This window comes from Chondromyces apiculatus DSM 436 (assembly GCF_000601485.1).
Classification (GTDB): domain Bacteria; phylum Myxococcota_A; class Polyangia; order Polyangiales; family Polyangiaceae; genus Chondromyces; species Chondromyces apiculatus.
In genome coordinates, this window is sequence record NZ_ASRX01000043.1 from 24,282 (window position 1) to 44,803 (window position 20,522).

Below are 20,522 nucleotides of genomic sequence, written 5' to 3' on the forward strand. Positions count from 1 at the left end.
GGGATGGGGCAAAAGGCCTCGGTTCAGAAGGGGGCAGGGCCGACATGAGCATCGACGCCACGTACTGGTGCGACACCTGCCAGCGGGAGATCCCGGGCACGCAGGCCGAGGAGATCCGCTCGGGCAACGGCTTCGTCGCGGTGTGCTCGACCTGTCACCGTACGCTGCGCGCCACCGCGGCGGACAGGACCGAGCGGCCCTTCGTGCGGGTGCTCGCCTCGGCGTTCGGGTACGCATTCCGCCCCGCGATCCTCGGGAGCATGGCGGCCACGGTGATCCTGGCGGCGCTCCTGGCGCTGGTGCCGGTTGCGGGCGGGGTGTTCGCCGCAGTGGTGCAGGTGAGCTACCTGTTCGGCGTGCTGCGGGCCAGCAGCGCGGGTGAGGAGGAACTCACTGTCGCCCTGGAGGACGTGAGCGACTTCGCGGGGTTCCTTGCGCCGCTCGGACGCTACCTGATCACCCTCTTCCTCGCCGCGCTGCCGGCGGTGCTGCTGGCCTTCGGGACGAGGAACCCCGTGCTCACGGGCCTGGGGGCGCTGCTGGGGGTCGTCTACTTGCCGGCAGGCCTGATCGTGGCGGCGCACGGGTCGGGATGTCTGGGGCCGCTGAACCCGGCGCCAGCGGTGCAGATCATCCGCGCCATCCCGGTGCCGTACACGCTCACCGTGGGGTTCGTGGTGGTCACGGGTGGCCTCGGGGTGGGCCTGGACCTGCTCGGGGATGCCGCCGCGAAGGCGCTCGCGAGGGTGCCGCTCTTGCCAGGGTTTCTGCAGGCGATGCTGACGCTGCTACCGGCCGTGATCGTGGCGAGGATGCTCGGCCTGCTGGTCTACGAGCACGGCGACGAGATCTGAAGCGTCACTTCTTCTCAAGAATGACGGCGTAGAACTCCAGGCCGAGGCCCTCGCGATCGGCGTCGGTCATGTAGTCCGCGGGGTGGCCGAGGAACTCGGCGAGGGGCATGGCGCCGTGCGCGTCGACGGTCCAGGGAGGCGTCATGGCGAGGTACTCCTCCAGGGAGAAGAGGCGGAAGGGCTCGCCCATGGCGTGGAAGGCGCCGACGAACTGCTCCCAGGCGGGGGTGGTCTTCGCGGGGTCCTTGGTCTCGTAGGTGAAGAAGAGCTTCGAGCCGGGCGCCGCCCAGTCGTAGAGGTCGCGGCAGAAGGTGCGGAGCTGCTCCTCGGACATGAACACGGCGAGGCCGCTCGCGCCGAAGGCGACGCGGCGCTCGCCGCCCAGAAACTGCTGGACGGCCTCGGAGGCGAGCATAGTCTTGGCGTCGAACACGTCGCTCTGCAGGTAGAGCACCTTGGGGTTGCCGGCGAGCAGGGTGTGGGCCTGGGCGACGGTGTCGGGGTCCTTGTCGGAGTAGATGACGCGCGCGTTCGGGGCCGAGGCGTGGATGTGATCTTCGGTGGGGAGGCCGGAGCCGAAGTCGATGAAGTGGGTGAAGCCCTCGTCCGCGAGGCGGACGGCGAACTGCTGGAGGCTCGCCCGCAGCATGCGGATCCACTTCGGCATGGAGGGCAGGAGCTTGGCCATCTGCTGGGCGGCGAGGCGGTCGGGCTCGAAGTTGCGGGTGCCGCCGAGCACGTAGTCGTAGAGGCGCGCCGCGTTGGGGAACTGGGGGTTCGCGACGGGGTGGCTGGAGCTCGTCATGGTGGTGGCCTTGCTCGCCTCGGCGACGGCGCCGGTGGCTCACCGCGGAGTCGGTGACCACGGCGGCAGCGCGGTCGTGGGCGCGCGCAGCGTGCCACAGGGCGGGCAGGGCGCGATAGCCCGTGATCTCGCGGCACCCGCGCGCCTCACCAGTGCAGCTCGATGATGTCGCCGTCAGAAAGCGCGTGATCACGGGGCACGTGCTGGCCCCGGAAGAGAGGCTCGCGGAAGAGGCGGGCGGACTTCACATCGCCGGCGAGGCCGCGGTGGACGAGGCCCGCAGCGTCGGCGACGGTGTCGCCCTCGCGCAAGGTGAGGGGGCGCTGCATGTCGGGGGGCTGGCCCGGCACCTTGGTGTAGACGCGGAGGATGCCGAGGCGACGGAAGATCCAGGGGCCGAGGAGGTCGAGGCCGGCGCCCGTCTCGGCGGAGGTGGCGATGGCGCAGAAGGGGGTGGCGGTCAGCTCCGTGAAGGCCTGCAGCTCGGCGTCGGCGGCGCTGGCGGCGTCGGCGGCGTCGGGCGTGTCACCGAGCAGGTCGCTCATGGTCGCGACGAGGAGGGTGGGGAGGTCTTGCAGGTGGAAGCCGTCGAGGTCGTCGTCCGCGCCGGAGGCGGCGTCGTCGCCGGACACGGGCGCGGGGAGCACGTCGGGGACGAGGCGGATGTGCTTGCCGGCGAGCCTGCGCGCGATGGCGGCGAGATCGTCGAGGGCGGCCGGGTCGCGGATGTCGAGCACGAGCAAGGCGGCGTCGGCGTGGGTGAGGGCGCTCGGCACCCAGCTCTCCATGGCCGTCGCGGAGATGGGCGGGAGGTCGACGAGCTGGAAGCTGATGTCCTCAAAGGGGAGCATGCCGGGCTGCGGCTTGCGGGTGGTGAAGGGGTAGGGGGCGCTCTCGGCGCCGGAGCCGGTGAGGCGCGCGTGGAGGCGCGATTTGCCGGCGTTCGGGGGGCCGAGGAGCGCCACCTGCGCGGCGCCCTCGGGGCGCACGGTGACGGGAGGGCCGGTGCGGGCGCCCTTCTTCGGGCCGCTCAGCGCCTCGCCGAGTTCCTTGATGCGGGTCTTGAGGTCGGCCTGGAGGTGCTCGGTCCCCTTGTGTCTGGGGATGACGCGGAGCATCTCCCGGAGGTGGACGAGCCGCTCGTCCGGGGCGCGCGCCTTGCGGTAGGCGGCTTCGGCCGCTTTGTACTCCGGCGAGAGGTTGGCCGGCATGGTTGGCTGGAGGCGAGCGTCGTTCCCCGTGTGGATGGCGTCAAGCGAGCGTGGTCCACGCGTGAAATCTCGCGGCACTCGCGGCAGGCCGTGGTAGTCCGGCACCGTGGAATCTCCGCCATCTCAAGGGGCGATTGCCGCACACCCCCCGGCAGCGAGCGCCATTGCCCTCGCCGAGGCCGAGCGGCTCGAAGCCCAGCAGGGGCGCGGGGCGAACCCGTTCGCCGGGATCCTGTGGATGGCGCTGGCGTCGCTCCTGTTCGCGGTGATGAACGTGCTCGCGCGGCTCGCCTCGGCGCGCGTGCCATGGACGGAGGTCGCGGCGTTCCGGGCCCTCGTGGGGGCAGGGACGGCGCTGGGGTTCGCGCTGGTGCGCAGGGCGCCGCTGCGGATCGATCCGGCGGACCGCAAGCTCGCCTGGGGGCGGGCGCTCTGCGGGACGGTGGCGATGCTCTGCACGTTCCTGACGCTGGGGGCGCCGCTCCTCGCGCTGGGCGACGTGGTGACGCTGGGTGCGACGAGCACCATCTTCGTGGCGCTGCTCTCGCCGCGGATGCTGGGGGAGCGCAGCTCGCGCGGGCTGTGGGCGGCGACGCTGCTCGCGTTCTCGGGGGTGGCGATGGTCGCGGGGCCCCAGCTCCGGCTGGCGGGGCACCTGGCGCTCATCGCGACGACGGGGGCCTTCGCGTCGGCGCTGGCGATGATCTGGCTGCGCAAGCTCGGGTCGAGCGCGCAGCGGGACCGGAGCCGGCCGGGGCCAGGGCCCGAGGCGGTGGCGCTCCACTTCTCGCTCGTGGCGAGCGTGGTGATGGTGGTGCTCTCGATCCCGACCTTCCAGGTGCCCGACGCGACGGGGGCGTTGCTCCTCTTCATCACCGGCCTCACGGGGGGGATGGCGCAGCTCGCGATGACGCGGGCCTATGCGCTGGATCGCGCGGCGCGGATCGGGACGGTGGGCTACCTCGGGGTGGTGCTGTCCCACGTGTTCGGGGTGGTGGGGCTCGGCGAGGCGCCAGGGCCGCACCAGCTCCTCGGCGCGTTGCTGGTGACGGCGGCAGGCGTGGGGCTCGCGGCCGAGGCGCTCCGGGACAAGTACGGAACAGGTACGGTCCAGAAGGCGCGGGGGCAGGGGTGAGAGCCTCGGGGGAGTGCCTTCACCTGCACCTGCACCTGTCGGCGTAAGCTGCGCCCGGAGGTGCGCGATGACGATCGATGTGTGGATGCAACATCCGACGCTGAAGTTCGTGGGGCACGAGGTGTTCGAGCCCCTCCGGCGGTGGACCCGGCAGGAGGTGCCCAGCGAGGAGCCGCCCCTGGAGATGACCATCGCGGCGATGGATGCGGGGGAGATCCGCTTCGGGCTCACGTCGGCGTGGTACGGCCCGGGGGGGCCGCTCATCGCGAACGACGAAGTCGCCAGGTTCGTCGCTGCCTCCCCGGAGCGGCTCGCGGGGATCGCCTCCGTCGACCTTCACCGGCCCATGGCGGCGGTGCGCGAGCTGCGGCGGTGCGTGAAGGAGCTGGGGTTCAAGGGGCTGCGCCTCCTGCCCTGGCTGTGGGGGTTGCCGCCCAACGATCGGCGCTATTACCCGCTCTACGCCGAGTGCGTGGAGCTCGGCGTGCCCTTCTGCACCCAGGTCGGGCACACGGGGCCTCTCCGGACCTCGGAGACCGGGCGGCCGATTCCCTACCTCGACGACGTCGCCCTCGATTTTCCGGAGCTCACCATCGTGGCCGGGCACATCGGCTACCCGTGGACGGAGGAGATGATCACGCTCGCCCGCAAATACCCGAACGTTCACATCGACACCTCGGCGTACGCGGCGAAGCGGTATCCGGCAGCGCTCGTGGAGTACATGCGCGGGAGCGGGCGGAGAAAGGTGCTCTTCGGGAGCAACTACCCGATGCTCCTTCCTCACCAGGCGCTCGCGGATCTCGACACGCTCGGGCTGGATGCGGAGGCGCGCGCGCTGTTCCTGGCGGACAACGCGCGGCGGGTGTTCAACCTCGCGTGAAGAGCGCTCAGCGCGGGGGCGCAGACCCGTCGCTCATCCCCAGGAGGCTGGCCACGGCCCGCACCAGGTCGTCGGGCTCGACGGGCTTGGCGACGTGGGCCTGGAAGCCAGCGTCGAGGGCGAGCCGGCGATCTTCTTCGCGGGCGTAGGCGGTGAGGGCGATGGCGGGGATCCTTGCGTCCTCGGTCCCGGCGCGCGCCCGCACGCTCCTGATCAGCGTGTAGCCGTTGACGCCAGGCATCCCGATGTCGCTGAGGAGGACCATGGGCCGCTCCTCCGCGAGGAGGGCGAGGGCCTCTTCGGCGCTGGCGGCCGTCCTCACCTCGGCGCCGCTCAGGCGGAGCACGGAGGCGCAGAGCTCCCGGGCGTCCGCTTCGTCGTCGACGATGAGCGCGGTCACGCCCTGGAGGCTCACCAGGGGGAGCGAGGCGCCTCCGGCGAGCGCCTGGGGCTGGCTGGATCCGGGCACCTGGGCCTGGACGGCGTGCACCGGCAACGTCACCACGAAGGTCGCGCCCTTGCCTTCTCCCTCGCTCTCGGCGTGGACGGTCCCCCCGTGCGCTTCCACGAGGTGACGGACGAGGGCGAGGCCCAGCCCCAGCCCGCCATGGCGGCGCGTCGTGGTGCCATCCGCCTGCCGGAAGCGCTCGAAGAGGTGGGGGAGGAAGTTCGGCGCGATGCCCTGCCCGGTGTCCTTGACCCGCAGCGCGATGCTCGCGCCGAGCCGCTCGAGCCGGACCTCGACGGCGCCACCCGAGGGGGTGAACTTGATGGCGTTGTTGACCAGGTTCCACACCACCTGCTGGAGGCGGTCCGGGTCGCCCACGAAGTGCGCGGCAGGGGGGTCGACCGTGAGCGACAGCGCGATGTTCCTGGCGTCGGCGGCCGGTCGGACGGCGTCCATGGCCGCGCGGACCAGCTCCTTCATGTCGAGCTGACGCAGCTCGAGGCGCAGCTTGCCGGTGATGATCCGCGAGGCGTCGAGGATGTCCTCGATGAGCTGGACCTGGGATTTGGCGTTGCGCTCGATGACCTCCGCGGCCCTGCGCGAGGCCTCGGCGCCGAGTCGCCCCGAGGAGAGCATGTGCGCCCAGCCGAGGATGGCGTTGAGCGGCGTGCGCAGCTCGTGGGACGCCGTGCTGAGAAACTCGTCCTTCCGCCGGTCGGCCGCCCGCAGCTCCTCCTCGATCGTCTTGCGCTCGTCGATGTTGACGGAGACACCGGACATGGCCGTGACCCGCCCGGCCTCGGTCGCGCAGCTCGACCGCACGTGCACCCAGTGCACCGAGCCGTCAGGCCACAGGGCCCTGTACTCCACGTCGAGATCGCTGGCCGTGGCGATGGCCGCCTCCACCTTGCGCCGCCACATGTCACGGTCCTCGTCGAGGACGCTGGCGCTGAGATCGGCGTAGCTGAAGGGATCCGCGGGCGCTCGGCCGTAGTTCGCCTTGCAGGTGTCGGACGAGGAGAGCTCGCCCTTCACGAGGTCGAGCTCCCAGGTCCCCATGCGCCCGGCGCGCAGGGCGAAGTGGAGCCGCTGGTCGCTGAGGCGGAGGGCATCTTCGGCCTGCTTCTGGGCGGTCGCGTCCCGGAAGACCTTGCCGAAGCCACGGAGGCTGCCGTGCTCGTTGTAGAGGGCGGTGGTGACCCCGTCGGCGAAGAACCGTGAGTCGTCCTTGCGGCGGTGCCAGCGCTGATCCTCCGCGCGGCCGTCCCGCGCCGCCATCGCCATCTCCTTCTCCGGTCTGGAGGCCGCCCGGTCCTCCGGCGTGAACAGGAGGTGAATGCGCTGGCCGACGGCCTCGCTGGCGGCGTAGCCGGTGATCGCCTCGGCGCCGCCCTGCCACTCGACGATGGTGCCCTCGACGTTGGTGAGGATGAACGCGAAGTCCTTGGTGTTGTCGAGCAACAGGTTGAGCCGCTCGGTCTTGGCGCGGAGCTCAATCTCGGCCGTCTTGCGTGCGGTGATGTCCACCAGCACCCCGGAGAGGTGCGTCGCTTTGCCCTCCGCGTCGAACGACGCCTGCGCGCGGCTCTCCACCCAGTATGGCGGTGCACCCTCCTCGCTGCGGGTGCGAAACTCGACGAGGTACCGGCCTCCGTTCTCACCAGCCAGCGCAGACGCCAGCGCCTGACCGACGCGCGCCTGGTCCTCCGGGATGACATGGGTGCCGAGGCTGAAGGCGATGTCGAGGGCGCTCCCCACAGGCAACCCCATCATCGCCATCGTGGCGGTGTCGAACTGGACGGCCCCCGTGGTCGCGTCGAGCGTCCAGAGGCCCGCGCCCGACGCCTCCAGGACGCGGCGCGTGCGCTCCTCGCTGTTCCTCAGCTCGCTGGCGAGCACCTCCAGGCGCCGTCGCGCCTCCACCTGCTCGGTCACCTCCAGGCCCGACATCAGCACGCCATCCACCTGGCCCGTCGCGTTCTGCTTGGGCGTGTAGACGAAGTTGAAGATGAGCCGTTCGTCCTCGCCGTGGTGCTCCAGCTTGATGGGCATCTCCTTGGCGATGAACGTCTGGCCGGTGCTCATCACCCGGTCCATCAAGGCGTCGAACCCGTACTCCTTCACGTCGGGCAGCGCCTCGTGGAGGGTCTTGCCCACGACGTCCCGGCCGTTGACCAGGGCCCGGTAGGCGGGGTTGGCGAAGGTGTAGAGGTGCTCGGGTCCCTCCAGGATGGCGATGGCCACCGGGGCCTGCATGAAGAGGTCGTGCTGCTTCCGCTGCTCGGCCTGGGCGATCCGCATGTGCCGCTCTCGCTGCTCTCCATGGGCAGCGACGCCTTCGGAGAGGACCTGCGCGAGGAAGGTGGTGAAGACGCGGACCTCCGACGGCGTGAGCGCGAGCCCCTCCGTGTCGACGGCATCAAGGACGATGTCGCGCAAGAGGCCGTGCGCGCGCACCAGGTCCTCGGCGTCGAGGCCGCGGGCCTCGCACGTGAGGGCGTGCTGCGTGGCGACGACGCTCGCCGCAGGTGCGTGGCCCGCGCACAGGGCGGCGATCAGCTCGTGAAGGAGCGGGGGCAAGAGGCTCTGCGCGCCGGGCTCGAGGGGTTGGCTCGGGGCAAGGTTCGGCTTCAGGGGATCCGTCCCGTGGAGCAGCAGCGTTTCGGCCCGCATCTCCAGGAGGGCGACGAGTCGACTCACTCGAAATCTCTAATGGTACGGGCTGGAGTGGGGAAGCGAGACGTGGCGGCCCGGCTGGCCGCGCGCCAGGGAGACAGGTCAACGGGGAACAGGAGGCTGGCTCGGATCAGTCGTCGTCATCGTCGTCGTCGTCATCGTCGTCGTCGTCGTCACCGATCCGGAACTCGTTTCGGATCAGGCTACGCTCGGAGAGAGGCGTGTAGAAGCCTTTCGCGGTGGTGAAGGTGGACTGGCTGCTGAAGCATGTGTAGCCGGCGTCCCAGCGCTCAGGGCAGTGAGCCGCGATGTAATTCTGGGTGGCGCCGGTGTTGTTGCGCGTCCTGTGCACACAGCTCGCGCCGTTGGGACCCCACTCGGCTTCGCGGAGCCAGCCTTCGTCGACGTCGGCGGCCTCCTGCACCTTCAGGTTGTCCCAGAGGTTGACCATGGTGCCGTCGACGGTGTGGCTCGTGCCATCGCCGCAGTAGTCTCCGCGCAGGAGCCGGGTGCAGCTCTGGTGCAGGACAGCGAGGGAGATCTGCTTGCACGTGCTGCTACTGCCACCGGTGCACTCCTGCTTCTGCTCCCAGGGCTCGTAGCCGAGGAGGGCGCACTTGCCGAGGGCGCCGGTGACGCAGGCGAAGGTGAACACGCCAGGATCGTCGAGGAAATCTCCCCCGGTGGCAGTTCCCGACGAGTCGTCCCAGCGGCCGCGCAGGGGGATGGCGAGGACCGGGTCGCCTTGAGCGACGCCGCACAAGGGAGCCCACGCGCTGCCGTTCCAGTAGGTGACGCCATAGCGGAAGAGGTCGGGCTTGTTCGTCGTGGTGTCGACCTGCTGGATCTTGAGCGAGAGCGTGGACCCGTCGGAGAGCATGCCGTTCAGCTCGGTGCCCGCGAGCGCCGTGCCGCGCAGGACCTGGCCGTTGTCGGAGCGCACGGCCGTGAGCTCGGCGCCACTCAGACCGGCGCCGTTGAGGCTGAGGCCATTGAGGCTGAGGCCATTGAGGCTGAGGCCATTGAGGCTGAGACCATTGAGGCTGAGACCATTGAGGCTGAGACCATTGAGCTGGACGCCGTTGTGGCTCGCGCCGTTCGTGGCGAGCAGCGCGGCGCTGTCGCTGGCGAGGCGTTCGTCGGAGCTGCCCCCGGAGGTGCTCTCGAACGGGAGATCCGAGGCGCAGGCAGTCAACAGGAGAGAGGACGCCACGAGGGCGAGGGCGCTGGGGTCACGGGGCGGGGCGAGGCGTTGGGCGGGGCGTTGGGTGAGATGCAGGGTGGGACGCATGCTGCTCCTTCCAGTCGTCTGGAGATCGACCCTGGCCCGGGCTGCGCGCCGTTGTCTCCGTGGGGGCGTCGGCGCAGACGCGCAGACCGAGTCTCGGGTCGCGCAGGTCACTCACGAACCGGGTGCGGTTCGTGAGGCGCGCAGTCAGCGCCTCGTAGTAGTAGGCGCCGCCGCGCACCACGGAGGGGCCACCCTGCGTCTCGGAGGTTGTCCATTCGAAGACGTTTCCAGCCATGTCGTCTGTCTCGAAGGGGCTGCGTGACGCGGGGTGGAGTCCGACCTGGTCGGGCCCTCGCGCTGCAATGTCCGAACCGTGTGTGGCGTCGATGTTCGCGTCCCGGGCGGCGAGGAAATTTCCGTTCGGGAACTCGCGATCGTCAGCACCTCGTGCAGCGCGTTCCCACTCACGTTCGGTGCAGAGGCGTGCAGCCGGGACACGCCCGGTCGCGCTCAACCAGGTGGTGTAGGCCTCCGCGTCGTGGCGCGAGACGCCGCTGACGGGGAAACGGCGCCAGTCCTGGGCCGCCTGGGTGCTGCGGGCGGTGTACAGGATCTGCTCGCCGACCCGGGCGGAGAGGGGAGTGACGGTGGGCTGGAGGGTGAGGCGCCAGTCGCCGTCGGGGAGCTGGTTCAGGGCGAGGGCGCCCGCGAGGCCCGCGGCGCCGACGTGCGGGGTGTGGCGCGCGCGTTCGTCGGGGGGGAGCTCGTCGAGGAAGGCGATGTACTCCTCGAAGGTGGTCTCGGTGCGGGCGATCAGGTACGCGCCGGTGACCACCTCGTGCAGGGGGCTCGCGGAGAGGAAGCTCTGGCGGAGGGTGTCGTCGGCGGCGCTGCCGGAGAGGTAGCGGCCGGGAGGGATGTAGACGAACCCCTCGGGGATGTCGGACAGGAGGGGGAGGGAGAGGGTGATGCGGAGGCGCTCGCGGCGGGCGAGGAGCAGCGGGTAGCGCACCGGCGCGCGGTCCTCGCGATCCAGCGTGAGCAGGTACGAGCCCGCGGGGAGGGCGAGGGCGGTGAGCGGGGTGCTTCCGAGATCGCGCGCGGGGTCGAGGCGGCGGGTGTGGGTGTCGTCGTCGTGGTAGCGGGCCACGGTGAGGCGCGCCCCGGGAGGGGAGGTCTCGACGGTGATCTCGGCAGGGGTGTGCCACCTGCGGGCAAGCTCGCCGCCCTCGTCGTGGACGGCGAGCCGGTCAAGCAGCTCGTCGCGGCGCGCGACGCTGCCATCGCGCTCGGCGGCGAGGGCCCGCTGGTAGAGCAGCTCGGCGAGGTCGTGGCGCGCTGGTGCGTGGTGGGCGTCGAGCGCGAGCGCGGCCTCCAGAGCGAGGCCGGCGCGGACGCGGAGCTGGTCGATGTCGGCGGCGAGGGTGAGGGCCTCGGCCCAGCGGCGCTCGGCGTCGTCGTTGCGGGCGGTGTCGAAGGCCTCGAAGGCGCTGGCGCGGATCGCCGCGAGGTCGCGCTCCTTGTCGTGGGCCCCGCGTTCGAGGGTGGCGGCGTCCTCGCGGTGCGCGGAGATGCGCGCGTCCAGGGTGCGGCGGTGGGCGAGTTCGAGGGCGCCGTAGCCGAGCATGGCCAGGAGGGGGGCGCCGAGCAGGGCCGCGTGCCGGGCGAGGCGACGCCGGGAGACGGTGCTGCGGGAAGCGCGCAGGAAGGCGCGGTCGCGCGAGGGGAGCGCGTCCTCGTCGAGGGGGGCGGTCTCCTCGATCTGGCGGGCGCCCCAGAGGGCCTCGCGGGCGCCGCCGAGGCGCTCCCATTCGGCGGCGGCGACCTCCAGGCGGCGGCGGACGGGGCGGGAGCCCTGCTGCTCGTCGAGCCAGCGCCGGAGGGTGCCCCAGCCGCGGAGGAGGGCCTCGTGGGCGATCTCGACGGTGGGGCCGGCATCGCTCTGCTGGACGACCAGGATGCGGCCGCGCACCAGGACGTCGAGGACCGTGCGGGTCACGGAGACGGTAGGCAGTGCGGGCGCGGTCTGTTCGTGATCGGCGTGATCGGCGCGCTCGGCGCGCTCGGCGCGCTCGGCGCGCTCGGCGCGCTCGGCGCGCTCGCCGCGGTTGCCTTCGGCGATGAGGTCGGCCTCGCTGCGCTTGGCGCGGGTGCCCTCCACGGTGACCAGCCCGAGCAGGATGCGGCGGGCGGCGATGCGCTGAAGCTCGGGCAGGGCGAGCACCACGTCATCGGCGTGGCGGGCGAGGGCGCCGGCGATACCGCCGATGGCGTCGAGGGTCGCCTGGGTGATGGGCGCGTCGGGGTGAGGGCGGGCGTCCCACAGCTCGGCGAGGGCGAGCTGGAGCAGCGGTACCCCCTGGGCGCCCTCGGTGGAGGCGGAGAGCTTGCCGACGAGGGTGGCAGACTCGAAGGGAATGCCCTTGGCGCGGGCAGGGCCAGCGATGGCCTCGCGGATGCGGTCGGCGGAGAGGGGGCGGAGGAGGTGGAGGCCCCGCCCGAGCAGGTCGCCGAGGCCGGGGATGCCGGTGGCGCGGGCGATGAAGTCGCTGCGGGCGGTCATGAGCACGCGGACGCCGGGGGCGAAGGCGGCGAGCTGGCCGAGGGCCTCACCGAGCACCCGCGCCTCTTCCTGGGAGACGGCGCCGACGAGGTCTTCGAGCTGGTCGAGGTAGAGCAGCAGGCCGCGGGCGGTGCCGAGGTTGCGCTGGACGTCGCGGGCGAGGGTCACGGGTTCGGCGAGGCGTTCCATGGCGCGGTCCTCGTCCTCGCCGAGGAACCAGGCGAGGGCCATGGCGAGGTGGCGGCGGCCGCGGGAGATGCGGATCGCGGTGAAGGCGCGTCCATCGGCGAGGGCACCTTCGAGGACGAGCGGGATCACGCCCGCGGCGCAGAGGGAGGACTTGCCGACGCCGGAGTCGCCGGCGATGACCACGGCGGGCTCGGCGCGCAGGCGGTCGAGGACGGCGCCGATCTCGGCGTCGCGGCCGAAGAAGAGGGCGCGGTGCTCGGCCTCGAAGGGGAGCAGGCCGCGGTAGGGGTTGCCCTCGGGGAGGGCAGCGTTCCGGCTGTCGGTGACCATCTGCTCGAGCGCCTCGCGCAGGGCGTCGCCGGAGGCGTAGCGCTCGTTCTGGTCGCGGTGCAGGCAGCGGTCGACGATGGCCGCGAAGCGCCGGTCGACGGAGGAGACGGCGCCGGCGAGGGGCGCGATGTCGTGGGTGCGGACGGCGCGGGGCAGCTCGCTGAGGGGCAGGCCCGCGTAGGGCGGCGCGCCCACGCAGAGCTCGTAGAGCACGAGCCCGAGGGCGTAGACGTCGGAGCGGGCCGACGCGGAGGCGCCGCCCCAGAGCTCCGGCGCCATGTACAGGGGGGTGCCCTGGAGCGAGGTCACGCTGGTGACGGCGCGCTTGCCGGAGTGGGCGGCGGTGAGCGGCACGATGCCCGGGGTGACGCTGGGGATGGTGGGGTCGGCGCTCGGGCCGTGGGGCATGCTGGAGCGGTCCCGGGGCGGCAGGGAGGCCGAGGTGAGGTGGCCGCCGCGGGGCGTCGCGGTGGTCGGGGCGCTCGTGACGCTCGTGACGCCTGAAGCGCTCGCGACGCTCGTGACGCTCGTGACGCCTGAGGCGCTCGTGGCGTCCGCCGCGTCGGTCGCGTCACCAGCGAGGGCCGCAGCGACGGCGGCGGTGACGCTGCCGCGGGAGGGAGGCGGGGCAGGGACGAGGACGGGGCAGGAGGTGGAGCGTGGGCCGCCGTGCTCGACGAGCTTGGCGAGGCCGAAGTCGAGCAGCTTCACCTCGCCATCGGCAGTGAGGATGGCGTTGCCAGGCTTGATGTCCCGGTGCAACACGCCGCGCCGGTGGGCAGCGGCGAGGCCGCGGGAAAGGCCAATGCCGAGCTCCAGGGCGCGCCGCCACGGGACGGGCAGATCCAGCGCGTCGAGGCTGGTGCCGCGGACGAACTCGGAGACGATGAAGGGCCGTCCGTCGATCTCGCCGACCCGGTAGATGGACACCACGTTGGGGTGCTGGAGGCGCGCTGCTGCGCGGGCTTCTTGCAGGAGGTGCTCGCGCCCCAGCTCGTCGGGAATGACGGCGCTCAGGAACTTGATGGCCACCAGCCTGTCGAGCAGGGTGTCCCGGGCGAGATACACTTCGCCCATTCCGCCCCAGCCGAGGAGCCGGAGCAGCCGGTACTCCTCGAAGGTTCCGGGCGGGACCCACCCGGAAGGCGGATCGCCCCCCTCGACGAGGTTCGGGTACGCGCTCCCCGGCGGATGCGCGCGCGAGCCCAGACCGTCCAGCATCACGAACGACCCACGGCGCGCGGATTCGCGACGCGTCGCACCGGTGGGATCCGGCCCCCGTTCACCATAAACACACAGCGGCCGCGCGCATCTCTTGCCGCGCTCGTGCCTGCCCCCCGGGCGATTCCATAACATGAGGCACCTTCACCGGCGACGTCATTCATGAAGACGCTCGCTGCCCTCCGTTGCGCGCATCTCCCGTGCCTCTCGCGTGACGCTCGCGTGCACCTCGAAATCACTCCGGATTCGTGGGAGCGCTCCGTCGAGCGGCGCAGGGCGAATCCGCGAGAGTGCGTAGAAGGGATCAGGCCACCCCCCACGAAGGCGCCTGCGCCATGGACGCTGGAGGGGGGTGAGCGCGCGCGGGGGCACGCGCTGCGGGGTAGCGTCGCGATTGGCGCCAGGAGCGATCTCGTCTACCGGAGGCAGCGCGCGTCCTGCACGGCCAGCGCGCCCGACCCGAACCAGCACGGAGGATCACGGTGCCCGATCTCGATCTCCCCACGCTCTGCGGCCAGCTCGTCGTGGGCGGTTTCCGGAGCGTGGAGCCTCCGGCGCGCTTCCTCGATGCGCTCTCCCGCGGGTACCTGGGGGGAGCGATCCTCTTCCGCCGCAACCTGCCCGACCTGCCGACGGCATCGCGGACGTGCCGGGCCCTCGCCGCCGCGCAGCCAGGGGGCGTGCCGCCGTTCATCGGCCTCGATCAGGAGGGGGGCCGGGTGGCGCGTCTGCCCGTGCCGTTCCTGAAGCTGCCGCCCGCGCGGGCGCTCGGTCTCACCGGGGACGTGGCGCTCATCCGCCGCGCCGCCCGCGCGGTGGCCGACGAGCTGCGCGCGCTCGGCGTCAACGTCAACTTCGCGCCGGTGCTCGACGTCGATTCGAACCCGCAGAACCCGGTGATCGGCGATCGCTCCTTCGCGCGGGATCCGGGGTGGGCCTCTGCGGCGGCCGTGGCCTTCCTGGAGGGTCAGCAGGAGGGAGGCGTGCTCGCATGCGGCAAGCACTTCCCGGGGCACGGCGACACCGACACCGACAGCCACCTCGCGCTTCCGCGGATCCCGCACGACAGGCCGCGCCTCGACGCGGTGGAGCTGCCGCCGTTCCGCGCCGCCGCCTCGGCGAAGGTGGCTTCGATGATGACCGCGCACGTGGTGGTGGAGTCGCTGGATCCGGGCGTGCCGGCGACGCTCTCGCGGGTGATCTGCACCGATCTGCTCCGCGGCGAGGTGGGGTTCGAGGGGGTGCTGTTCTCGGACGACCTGGAGATGGCGGCCGTCGCGGCGCTCCATCCGGTGGAGGAGTCCGCGACCCGGGCCATCGCGGCGGGCTGCGACGTGGTGCTGGTGTGCAGCGACGAGGACGCGCAGGCGCGGGCCCACGCGGCTCTGGTGGCCCGCGCGGAGCGGGACGAGGCGTTCAGGGCGCGGTGCGCCGAGGCGGCCTCGCGCTGCCTGTCGGCGCGCAGGCGCTGTCCTCCCGAGCCGCTCGACGAGGCGTCGCTCCGGGCGGTCCTGGACCGTACCGAGGGGCGCGCGCTCCTGGAGGCGATCGCGGCAGCCGGTGCGGCAGCAGCCGCCGCCAGTGCGCAGGCGGGGCAGGGGATCGACCCGACCGAGCACGGGCGCGAGGTGGGGGCGTGAGCGGCGGGCGTTTTGCGATCACCGCGCCGAGGGTGGTGACCTGCGATCCGGCGCGGGCGCGGCCGGGCGATGCGCTGGGCGTCGTCGAGGATGGGGCGATCCTCGTGGAGGACGGCGTGATCGTCGCGGTGGGGCCGCGCGCCGAGGTGCTGGCGCGGCTCGACAGCGCGGGCGGGGGCGGGGGCGGGGGCGGGGGCGGGGAGGAGAAGGTGCGGGTGTTTGCCGCTCCCGGGGTGATCACGCCGGGGCTCGTGGACGCCCACACCCACGCGCCCTGGATGGGGTCGCGGGACGCCGAGTACGCGGTGCGGCTCGCGGGAGGCGATTACGAGGCCATCGCCGCCGCGGGGGGCGGGATCGTGGCGACCATGCGCGCGGTGCGGACGGCTTCGGTGGAAGCCATCCAGGCGACGCTCGCGGCGCGCCTGCGGCGGATGGCGGCGCTCGGGGTGACCACCGTGGAGGCGAAGAGCGGCTATGGGCTGGACGAGGCGTCGGAGCGCCGGCAGCTCGATGCCGTGGCCGAGGCGGGGCGCGATCCCTCGCTCCCGCGCGTGGTGCCGACCTACCTGGCGCTGCACGCGGTGCCGCCAGAGGCAGCGGGCGATCGCGAGGCGTACGCGCGCGTGGTGGGGGAGCGGTGGCTGCCCGCGATGGCCGCCGCGGGGCTCTGCCGTTACGTGGACGCCTACGTGGACCGGAGCGCCTTCTCCGTGGCGCAGGCGCGGCCGGTGCTGGAGAAGGCGCGGGCGCTAGGGCTCGGGGTGCGGCTGCACGCGGGGCAGTTCGCCGATGTCGGCGCAGTCGAGTTCGCGGCCGAGCTGGGGGCGGCGAGCGCGGACCACCTGGAGGTGGTCGGGCCGGCGGGGATCGCGGCGATGGGCGCGGCAGGGGTGGCCGCGGTGCTCCTGCCGGTGGCGAGCTTCACGCTGCGCCAGGCGCCGCCGCCCGTGGACGCGCTCCGCGCCGCAGGGGTGCCGCTGGTGGTGGCGAGCGATGCGAACCCGGGGACCGCGCCGACGGAGAGCCTGCCTCTGGCGATGGCGTTCGGCGCGCGCCTCTACGGGCTCACCGTGCCGGAGGTGATCCTCGGCGCGACGCGCGAGGCGGCGCGGACGCTCGGCCTGGCCGAGGTGACGGGGGCGCTGCGCGGTGGGCTGCAGGCCGACCTGGTGGCGTGGGATCTACCCCACGAAAACGCGCTGATCCAGCCATGGGGCGCTCCGAGGACGACCGCCGTGGTGCGGGGGGGGACCGTTCTGGCTGGCGGATTTGACGCGGTGCCTTCGGAGGGTTAGCCCTGATGGTGTGGGGCTTCTTTCGTACGATCTGAACGCCATCAGCACCCGGATCGGGGGCCGCCCGGTCGACCTCGACTCTCTCTCCGCGGAACGACAGGCCGCCGTCGCGGTCATCCTGCGCGCCTCCGAAGCGCCCGAGGCCGACGCCGAGGTGCTGCTCGTGCGCCGCGCAGAGCGGGCCGGCGATCCCTGGTCCGGCCACATGGCGCTGCCCGGTGGGCGGCGCGAGCCGGACGACTCCAGTCTCTTCGTGACGGCGGTGCGCGAGACGCGCGAGGAGGTGGGCTTCGATCTCGGCGAGCACGGGGTGCTCCTCGGGCGCCTGCCCGACGTGCCGGCGGTGGCGCGCGGCAGGCGCGTCGGGATGGTGGTGGTGCCCTTCGTGTTCGCGCTGCGCTCGGAGCGGCCCGAGGTCGTGCTGCGCCTGAACGAGGAGCTGGTGGAGGCGATGTGGACGCCGGTCGGCCCGCTCGCGCGCGGCGAGATGAACGGCACCACGGCCTACCTCCACGAGGGGCAGCCGTTCGACATGCCCTGCTACCGGGTCGGTGATCGCGTGGTGTGGGGCTTGACCCACCGCATGCTCGGGCACCTCTTCGAGGCGCTGCACCAGGCCTGAGTCACGCGGGGCGCCCCGTGAGGCGGAGCTGGAAGTCGGTCCACAGGGCGCGCACGTTCTGGTGGCGCGCGTTGGGATCGACCGCGAGGGCGCGGGCGACCCAGCCGTCGATGGCCGGAGACAGGTCGGGGCGGCGCTCGTGCAGGCTCGGTCTGGGCCCGCGGGTCACCGCGAAGACCAGGTCGAAGAGGGCCTTGCGCGCGTCGAAGGGGTGCACCCCGGCGAGCGCGCGGAAGAGGATGGTGCCGAGCGCGTAGACGTCGACCCGGTGGTCGATGACATCTTGCTTGCCCATCCACGCCTCGGGCGCGATGTACGAGGGCGAGCCGGTGACCATGCCGTCGAGGGTGAGGGGGTCCGCCTTGAGGTCCTTGGCGAGGCCGAAGTCGAGGAGCCGCGCCGGGCCGCGCCCCTGCGAGCGCATCACCATGATGTTCCCGGGCTTCAGGTCGCGGTGGATGATGCCCCGGGCATGGGCCACCTCCAGGGTGGCGACGAGGGGGTCGATGATCTCCCAGAGCTTCGCGAGCGGGATGTGGCTGCCGGCCTCCTCGATGCTGCGGAGGTACTGCTCGAAGTTCTGGCCGTCGACGAGCTCCATCACGATGTACATGCCCCCGCCCTCGATCTTGCCGATGTCGAAGACCTGCACGGCGCTCGTGCCGCTGAGCGCGCCCATGGTGCGCGCCTCGCGGAGGAACCGCGTCTTGAAGCCGGGCTCGGAGGCGATCTGCGGGTGCAGGCACTTGATGGCCACCTGCGAGCCGAGCACGGTGTCGGTGCCGCGGTACACGGCCCCTTGACCCCCCTGCCCGAGCATCTCCTCAACCTCGTAGCGATCGCCGATCACATCGCCGGGGCGAAAGGCCATTCCGTTCCTCTAACACACCTCCCCGCCCACCCGCGGACATCGTCACGGGCATCACTCGCCGTGCACCGGCTGCCTCTGGGCCACAAGTCAAGCCTGGACGCGCGTGCACCCTCCGCCTATGTGGCCGCGCATGTCGGACAGCCCTGCCACGGTCCCCACGAGCACCTACGATCCGGTCCCGGCCCTCGCCGAGGAGCTGAGCCTCCCGCGCAGTGGGGTCGCCGCCGTGGTGCGCATGCTCGCCGAGGGGGCGACGGTGCCGTTCATCTCCCGCTACCGCAAGGAGGCCACCGGCGGCCTCGACGAGGTGCAGATCCGGGCCATCGAGGAGCGCCGCGCGTACCTCATCGAGCTGGAGGAGCGCCGCGGCGCGGTGCTCGCCGAGATCCAGAAGCAGGGCAAGCTCACCCCGGAGCTGGAGAAGAAGATCCGGGCCTGCATGGCCAAGGCGGAGCTCGAAGACCTCTACCTGCCCTACAAGCCGAAGCGCCGCACCCGGGCGATCATCGCCAAGGAGCGGGGCCTCGAGCCGCTCGCGGACCGGATCTGGTCGCAGGCCCTGGAGGGGAGCCCCGAGGCGGAGGCGCAGGCGTTCGTGAGCACGGAGAAGGAGGTGCCCGACACCATCGCCGCGCTCCTCGGGGCCCGCGACATCTGCGCCGAGCGCATCGCCGAGCACGCCGACGTGCGCCGCGTCTACCGTGAGGCGTTCACGAGCGAGGGCGTGATCAAGGTGCAGAAGAGCGACGAGCACGCCCAGAAGACGACGAAGTTCGACATGTACGCGAGCTTCGAGGAGCCCGTCGCGAGCATCCCCTCGCACCGCTTCCTCGCCATCCGCCGGGGCGAGACCGAGGGCGTGCTGCGCGCGACGCTCGACATCGACACCGAGCGCCACACCCCCGCGCTGCACGCGGCCATCGGGGTGAAGCCCGCCTCACCCTGGGCCGGGGAGTTGACCCGGGCCGCTCAGGACGCGGTGCGCCGGCTGCTCGTGCCCGCGGTGCAGAGCGACGTGCGCGTGGACCTGAAGATGGCCGCCGATCGCGCGGCCGTGGACGTCTTCGCCCAGAACCTGCGCGAGCTGCTCCTCGCGGCGCCCTTCGGCACGAAGACCGTGATCGGCATCGACCCCGGCCAGCGCACCGGCTGCAAGTGCGCGGTGGTGGACGAGACCGGCAAGATCCTGGAGCACACCACCTTCTACCTGGTGCAGGGGGCCGACGCGACCGAGCGCGCGAAGAACGATCTCAAGCGCCTGGTCACGAAGTTCAACCCGAGCGCCATCGCCGTGGGCAACGGGACGCACGGCCGGGAGACCGAGGACTTCGTGCGCGACGTGCTCGCCGCAGTCGGGGTGAAGGAGCTGTTCTGCGTGCCCGTCAGCGAGGCCGGCGCCAGCGTCTACTCGGCGAGCGAGGTGGCCCGCGAGGAGTTCCCCGATCTCGACGTCACCGTGCGCGGCGCGATCAGCATCGCGCGCCGGCTCCAGGACCCGCTCGCCGAGCTGGTGAAGGTCGATCCGAAGAGCATCGGCGTCGGCCAGTACCAGCACGACGTCTACCAGGGGCTCCTCGCGCGCAAGCTCGACGAGGTGGTGGAGAGCTGCGTGAACCTGGTCGGGGTGGAGCTGAACACCGCGAGCGCGCCGCTCCTGGCGCGTGTGGCCGGCATCGGCCCGAGCCTCGCGAAGAAGATCGTCGCCCACCGGAACGTCGCCGGGGCCTTCAAGGGCCGCCGCGCCCTGCTCGACGTGCCCGGGATCGGGCCGAAGACGTTCGAGCAGGCGGCGGGCTTCCTCCGGGTGCGCGGGGGCGAGCACCCCCTCGACGGCAGCGCGGTGCACCCCGAGCGGTACACGCTCGTCGAGCGCATCGCCAAGGATCTCGGGGTGCCCGTGACCTCGCTGGTGGGCAACGCCGACGCCATCGCGCGCATCGACCCGAAGCGCTACCTCGGCGCCGACGTCGGCGAGTTCACCATGAACGACATCCTCGGCGAGCTGAAGAAGCCCGGCCGCGATCCGCGCGCCAGCTTCGAGCCCCCGCGCTTCCGCGACGACGTGCGCACCATGGAAGACCTGCAGCCCGGGATGGAGCTGGAAGGCGTGGTCACCAACGTCACCGCGTTCGGGGCCTTCGTGGACATCGGTGTGCACCAGGACGGCCTCGTGCACGTCTCGCAGCTCGCCGACCGTTTCGTGAAGGACCCGGCCGACGTGGTGAAGGTGGGCGAGAAGATCAAGGTGCGCGTCCTCGAGATCGATCTCGCGCGGAAGCGCATCTCCCTCACCGCGAAGAGCGGCGTCCCCGCCACCCAGGGAGGCCGTCCCGGCCAGGCCGGCGCCTTCGGGAACAAGGGCCAGGCTCAGGGTCAGGGTCAGGGCCAGCCGCGCGACGGGCGGCGCCCCGGCCAGGGCGGCGGTGGCGGGCAGCGACCGGGCCCGAATCAGGGTCAGGGTCAGGGCCAGGGGCAGGGGCAGAACAAGGGCGGGAACGCCGCCGGGTTCCGCAACAACCCCTTCGCAGACCTGCTGCGCAAGTAGCCG

At 72.2% G+C, this 20,522-nt stretch carries 13 protein-coding genes; 7 read left to right on the forward strand and 6 right to left on the reverse strand.

The genetic code is table 11. The features are described 5' to 3' along the window. Window positions 1-44: 44 nt before the first annotated feature. Complete coding sequence (locus CAP_RS25210) at window positions 45-854, forward strand: hypothetical protein (protein WP_044245515.1); 810 nt, start codon at window positions 45-47, stop codon at window positions 852-854. A 4-nt stretch (window positions 855-858) separates the two neighbouring features. Here CAP_RS25210 and CAP_RS25215 read toward each other — a convergent pair whose 3' ends face one another. Together CAP_RS25215 and CAP_RS25220 are read right to left on the reverse strand one after the other, a co-directional pair. After that, complete coding sequence (locus tag CAP_RS25215) at window positions 859-1,659, reverse strand: SAM-dependent methyltransferase (protein ID WP_044245517.1); 801 nt, start codon at window positions 1,657-1,659, stop codon at window positions 859-861. A 146-nt stretch (window positions 1,660-1,805) separates the two neighbouring features. Further along, window positions 1,806-2,870, reverse strand: a complete 1,065-nt coding sequence (locus CAP_RS25220; RefSeq protein WP_044245518.1) for a GTPase — start codon at window positions 2,868-2,870, stop codon at window positions 1,806-1,808. Between the two features lie 106 nt (window positions 2,871-2,976). On the opposite strand from CAP_RS25220, the gene CAP_RS55115 reads away from it, so the two are divergent. After that, window positions 2,977-4,005, forward strand: a complete 1,029-nt coding sequence (locus CAP_RS55115; RefSeq protein ID WP_044245520.1) for a DMT family transporter — start codon at window positions 2,977-2,979, stop codon at window positions 4,003-4,005. 67 nt (window positions 4,006-4,072) lie between these two features. Next, window positions 4,073-4,885 (forward strand): amidohydrolase family protein, encoded by an 813-nt coding sequence (locus tag CAP_RS25230; RefSeq protein WP_044245522.1) that lies wholly within the window; start codon window positions 4,073-4,075, stop codon window positions 4,883-4,885. A 7-nt stretch (window positions 4,886-4,892) separates the two neighbouring features. Here the strand turns inward: CAP_RS25230 and CAP_RS45520 are convergent, their stop codons facing one another. The 3 genes from CAP_RS45520 to CAP_RS25245 all read right to left on the reverse strand — a co-directional run bounded on the left by CAP_RS45520 (window position 4,893) and on the right by CAP_RS25245 (window position 13,543). Continuing rightward, window positions 4,893-8,033 (reverse strand): PAS domain-containing hybrid sensor histidine kinase/response regulator, encoded by a 3,141-nt coding sequence (locus tag CAP_RS45520; RefSeq protein WP_156041131.1) that lies wholly within the window; start codon window positions 8,031-8,033, stop codon window positions 4,893-4,895. 106 nt (window positions 8,034-8,139) lie between these two features. After that, entirely contained in the window at window positions 8,140-9,222 is a 1,083-nt protein-coding gene (locus CAP_RS25240; protein ID WP_231511682.1) for an ADYC domain-containing protein, read from the reverse strand. A gap of 19 nt (window positions 9,223-9,241) precedes the next feature. Then, window positions 9,242-13,543 carry a bifunctional serine/threonine-protein kinase/formylglycine-generating enzyme family protein gene (locus CAP_RS25245; RefSeq protein WP_052375902.1) on the reverse strand — a complete coding sequence of 1,434 codons (4,302 nt, stop codon included), beginning with the start codon at window positions 13,541-13,543 and terminating at the stop codon, window positions 9,242-9,244. Window positions 13,544-14,025: 482 nt separating this feature from the next. Here CAP_RS25245 and nagZ point away from each other — a divergent pair, with 482 nt between their 5' ends. Genes nagZ through CAP_RS25260 form a run of 3 tightly spaced genes read left to right on the forward strand, consistent with a single transcriptional unit; the run spans window position 14,026 to window position 17,103 of the window. After that, window positions 14,026-15,183, forward strand: a complete 1,158-nt coding sequence (gene nagZ / locus CAP_RS25250) for a beta-N-acetylhexosaminidase (RefSeq protein ID WP_052375904.1) — start codon at window positions 14,026-14,028, stop codon at window positions 15,181-15,183. Continuing rightward, window positions 15,180-16,481: an imidazolonepropionase gene (hutI, locus tag CAP_RS25255; protein WP_052375905.1), complete on the forward strand. Its 1,302-nt coding sequence runs from the start codon at window positions 15,180-15,182 to the stop codon at window positions 16,479-16,481. The genes nagZ and hutI overlap by 4 nt, the downstream gene beginning before the upstream one ends. A gap of 10 nt (window positions 16,482-16,491) precedes the next feature. Continuing rightward, window positions 16,492-17,103, forward strand: a complete 612-nt coding sequence (locus tag CAP_RS25260; protein WP_052375907.1) for an NUDIX hydrolase — start codon at window positions 16,492-16,494, stop codon at window positions 17,101-17,103. Window position 17,104: 1 nt separating this feature from the next. Here CAP_RS25260 and CAP_RS25265 read toward each other — a convergent pair whose 3' ends face one another. Further along, window positions 17,105-17,974, reverse strand: a complete 870-nt coding sequence (locus CAP_RS25265; RefSeq protein ID WP_044245523.1) for a serine/threonine-protein kinase — start codon at window positions 17,972-17,974, stop codon at window positions 17,105-17,107. 130 nt (window positions 17,975-18,104) lie between these two features. On the opposite strand from CAP_RS25265, the gene CAP_RS25270 reads away from it, so the two are divergent. Further along, window positions 18,105-20,519, forward strand: a complete 2,415-nt coding sequence (locus CAP_RS25270) for a Tex family protein (RefSeq protein WP_044245607.1) — start codon at window positions 18,105-18,107, stop codon at window positions 20,517-20,519. Window positions 20,520-20,522: the final 3 nt, after the last annotated feature.

What these genes read in the sequence shown, in the direction of transcription:
- CAP_RS25230 (WP_044245522.1), top strand. Translation starts at nt 4,073, where the DNA reads ATGACGATCGATGTGTGGATGCAACATCCGACGCTGAAGTTCGTGGGG.
- CAP_RS25265 (WP_044245523.1), bottom strand. Translation starts at nt 17,974, where the DNA reads ATGGCCTTTCGCCCCGGCGATGTGATCGGCGATCGCTACGAGGTTGAG.
- CAP_RS25220 (WP_044245518.1), bottom strand. Translation starts at nt 2,870, where the DNA reads ATGCCGGCCAACCTCTCGCCGGAGTACAAAGCGGCCGAAGCCGCCTAC.
- CAP_RS25245 (WP_052375902.1), bottom strand. Translation starts at nt 13,543, where the DNA reads ATGCTGGACGGTCTGGGCTCGCGCGCGCATCCGCCGGGGAGCGCGTAC.
- CAP_RS25210 (WP_044245515.1), top strand. Translation starts at nt 45, where the DNA reads ATGAGCATCGACGCCACGTACTGGTGCGACACCTGCCAGCGGGAGATC.
- CAP_RS25215 (WP_044245517.1), bottom strand. Translation starts at nt 1,659, where the DNA reads ATGACGAGCTCCAGCCACCCCGTCGCGAACCCCCAGTTCCCCAACGCG.
- CAP_RS25270 (WP_044245607.1), top strand. Translation starts at nt 18,105, where the DNA reads ATGTCGGACAGCCCTGCCACGGTCCCCACGAGCACCTACGATCCGGTC.